General features: G+C 66.5%; 1 protein-coding gene. It reads right to left on the bottom strand.

Annotation, left to right across the window (positions count from 1 at the left end; translation table 11 throughout):
* Positions 1-1,335: 1,335 nt before the first annotated feature.
* Positions 1,336-3,276 carry an acetoacetate--CoA ligase gene (locus tag AC1DWT_RS19285; RefSeq protein ID WP_072945645.1) on the bottom strand — a complete coding sequence of 647 codons (1,941 nt, stop codon included), beginning with the start codon at positions 3,274-3,276 and terminating at the stop codon, positions 1,336-1,338.
* Positions 3,277-3,330 lie beyond the last annotated feature (54 nt).

Raw genomic sequence — 3,330 nt, 5'->3', positions numbered from 1 at the left:
CGCGTGTTGCGCGAACCAGATGCCACGCTGCGCGGCCGACAGCGGAAACGCTCCTTCCGGAGCACCGCTACTACCCGCTGCATGTCCCGACCCCAAGGGTTACTCCGTTCTCGAACGCGTGGCGACTGCCGCCTGTGTCTTTGGTGATTCGTAGCTCTCGGTCCCACGGACTGCGCCGTGGGCCGGTCTTCCGATGAACGCCATCACATGAACGGGCCTTGCCGGTTCGAAGCATCTCGCGGAACAGGGACGTGCCGAGCGCGGGAGGACCTGCGCTGATCGAAGAGTTCCACCACACTCGGAGTCGATGTCAGACGATCGTCCGAAACCCGATTGCCTGCGACGCCGAACACTCCAAGGCCCTTACATCCCGACCTACTTGCGGTGAGCGGGTTCATACGTGGCTCCGTTCTCTCATCGATCCAACAAGCGGCCACCCAATCGGTGCTCGTCATCCTCCGAGTCGAGAGCCGAGTCTACGGCCCTGGTGAAGGAACGAAACATCGTCGCGATCATCGCTTCGGCCTCCTCTCGCTCGGTGGTGACATTTTCGGTTCGTACGGTTCCGCGGCAACGCCGGGAATTACATCGGTGTCAGATCCAGTACCGTTACCGGCGCTGCTGTGACGTACCCAACCCTCGATACTTCCAGAACCAGGCCTGAATTCGATCTTCGACGCGCTCATATTCAACAGGCAGAACCACATTCCGGGCGCCGTGTCCAACCGGAACGCGGATACCGTACCGAGAGTCGGAATTTCGCTAGGTGTACAACTGTCATATCCAGTTTCATGTTCCGCCTCCCGACTGTCCTCCATGCACGGTGCAGCCGATCAGGTGATCGACCGCGGCGTTGAACACCCACTGCCCCCCGTGACCGCAGTTTTTGCCAACCACCGTGTCTACCAAAGCCCCGAGCAGGTCTCAAAACGACGAGCACCCGAGGTTGCGCGCGGGGAATAACCGACCAGGTCCGTCGCCCGTCCATATCGAGCGGACTACTGGACGCCCGACCACTGCGCTGTGCGCATCCAGGTCGGGGCAGATCGCCCGCTGACCTGCCACGGAGAAGCGCAGGCACTACCGCGGCGAGGACGGGCGAACCAGCGAGATCGCGGCCGCATCCCAGCATCTGGAACGCGCTCCCGAAACGCTGCACCCCGGGTGTCCGATTAGTCGCATTTGCTGCGGCGCGACCAATCGGAGGCGGGCGGGAGATATCTCACATTCGCGGATACCCGGCCGTCGGCAGGTCGATCTCTCGCAGCCAGTAACAAAGGTAAACCTAACCTAATCGTTGGCGCCCAACGACACTGAGATCGGCGGAGTCGCTGCTCAGCGTCCGTGCCGCGCGAACCAGTCGAGCAGGCCGGGGTCGTCGACGGCACTGCGGTCCACCGTCCGCCCCGCGTCCGCACCCTGGAAGATTCGCTTGAGCGGCACCTCGAGTTTCTTGCCGGTGCGGGTGTGCGGGATGCCCGGCGCCTCGATGATGTCGTCGGGCACGTGCCGCGGCGATGCCTGCTCCCGGATAGCTCCGCGGATCCGCTGCTTCAGCGCGTCGTCGAGTTCCGCACCCTCCGAGAGGACCACGAACAGCGGCATCCAGTATCCGCCGTCCGCCTGGTCGACCCCGACGACGAGCGCCTCGGCAACCTCCGGGAGCTTCTCCACCACCTGGTAGATGTCGGCGCTACCCATCCGGATTCCATTGCGGTTCAACGTGGAATCGGACCTTCCGTGCATGAGGACGGTCCCGCGATCGGTGATCGTGATCCAGTCACCGTGCCGCCACACTCCGGGGAACACTTCGAAATAAGCTTCGCGGTAACGCTTTCCGTCCGGATCGTTCCAGAACGACACCGGCATGGACGGCATCGGCGCGGTGACGACGAGTTCGCCCACCTCGTCTCGCACCGGCCGGCCCGACTCGTCGAACGCCTCGACGGCGACCCCGAGGCAGGGGGCGGACAGCTCGCCAGGCCAGACCGGGACGGTGCGCGCTCCCCCGATGAACGCCGACACCACGTCGGTCCCACCGGTGATCGACACGACGGGAACGCGGCGACCGACGTTCTCCGACAGCCACAGCGACGACGCCGCAGGCAGCGTCGATCCGGTGACTCCCACCGTGCGCAGCGCGCTCAGATCGTGGTCGCGGACGGGGATCACCCCCGCCTTGTCGCACGCGAGAACGTAGCCGGGACTGGTGCCGGCCACCGTGACACCCAGTCGTGACACCAAGGCCCACAACGCATCCGGAGTCGGATGCGACGGGCTTCCGTCGTAACAGACGATCGTGGCTCCCACCAGCAGGCCCGCCGTCTGGAAGTTCCACATCATCCAACTGGGACTGGTGTACCAGAAAAATTTGTCCTCGCGGCCGATGTCGAGCTGGAGCGCCAGCGACTTCACGTGTTCGAGGAGAACACCTCCGTGACCGTGCACGATGCCCTTCGGCAGGCCGGTGGTCCCCGAGGAGAACACCACCCACAACGGGTGGTCGAACGGGACGGGAACGGGCTCGAGTGCGCGGCCCCCGGCGGTGGCCTCCGCCCAGGTGACGCCGCCGTCGACGGCGGCGTCCGCATCGAGGTGGGGCACCACCACGGTGAGGGCCGGCGACAACCCGGCGCGCAGCTCGGCCACCGCCCCCAGACGGTCGTGCTCCTTGCCCCCGAACCGGTACCCGTCCGCGGTGATCAGCGCTGCCGGCTCCAGTTGACCCAGCCGATCGAGCGCGGCCGGCGCGGAGTAGTCCTGCCCGCACGCCGCCCACACGGCGCCGAGCGACGCCGTGGCGAGGAATGCGACCACAGCCTCGGGGATGTTCGGAAGGTAGCCGACCACGCGATCCCCGACCCCGACCCCGTGCTCGCGAAGCGTCGCGGCGAGTCCCGCCACCGCGGACCGCAACTCGTCCCACCCGATCGAGACGTCGGCGCAGCCCTCACCCGCGTATAGGATCGCCGGACAGCCGGGGCGGGCATTCCGGAAGACGTGGTCGACATAGTTGAGCGTGGCCCCCGGAAACCAGACGGCGCCCGGCATCGCGGCGTCGGCGAGGGCGGGCCCGGGGTCGGTGGCGGACCGGAACTCGAAGTAGTCCCACACGCCCTGCCAGAACTCCCCCGGCGCCGCCACCGACCAGCGCCACAGCGACCGGTAGTCGTCGACCGTGACACTGTGGCGCCGCGCGACGAACGCGGCGAAATCGGTGATCACCGCGTCGCGCACGTCGGCTTCGGTGGGAACCCATTGCGGATCGGCAGCCATGGGCACCATCTTCCCCGAGAGCGCGGCCGTTCCGCGCTCTTTCGCCGCCTACCG

This window comes from Rhodococcus sp. P4_B6, from assembly GCF_056402215.1.
The sequence above is the reverse complement of the archived record's forward strand: the minus strand, read 5'-3'. Positions and strand labels throughout refer to the sequence as shown.

Bases quoted from the DNA above. Each gene is read 5' to 3' on its own strand.
- AC1DWT_RS19285 (WP_072945645.1), bottom strand. From the start codon at position 3,276: ATGGCTGCCGATCCGCAATGGGTTCCCACCGAAGCCGACGTGCGCGAC.